Genomic DNA, 231 nt, shown 5'->3' with positions numbered 1-231 from the left:
AAACTGCCAGCCCAGACCAAGCCCAAGAGATGCACGCTTTTATCAGAAAAACCATAACACATTCTTATGGCGCTCACATTGCAGATGAGGTATCCATCCTTTATGGAGGTAGCGTGAAACCTGGAAATGGTGGGGATATCTTTGGAAAACCCGACGTGGATGGCGGGCTTATTGGCGGCGCGTCCTCAAAAGCAGACGATGTCATTGCCATTATCAAGGCTATTTAATCCC

General features: G+C 48.1%; 1 protein-coding gene. It reads left to right on the top strand.

Going from position 1 to position 231, the window contains the following annotated elements:
• Window positions 1-227 (top strand): triose-phosphate isomerase (locus ACRHOZ_RS21630; protein ID WP_431130492.1); only part of this gene is annotated, 227 nt, incomplete at its 5' end.
• Window positions 228-231 lie beyond the last annotated feature (4 nt).

It is taken from the genome of Flagellimonas flava (assembly GCF_050617915.1).
GTDB lineage: Bacteria > Bacteroidota > Bacteroidia > Flavobacteriales > Flavobacteriaceae > Flagellimonas > Flagellimonas flava_A.
This window is presented reverse-complemented; position numbering and strand designations above follow the sequence as displayed.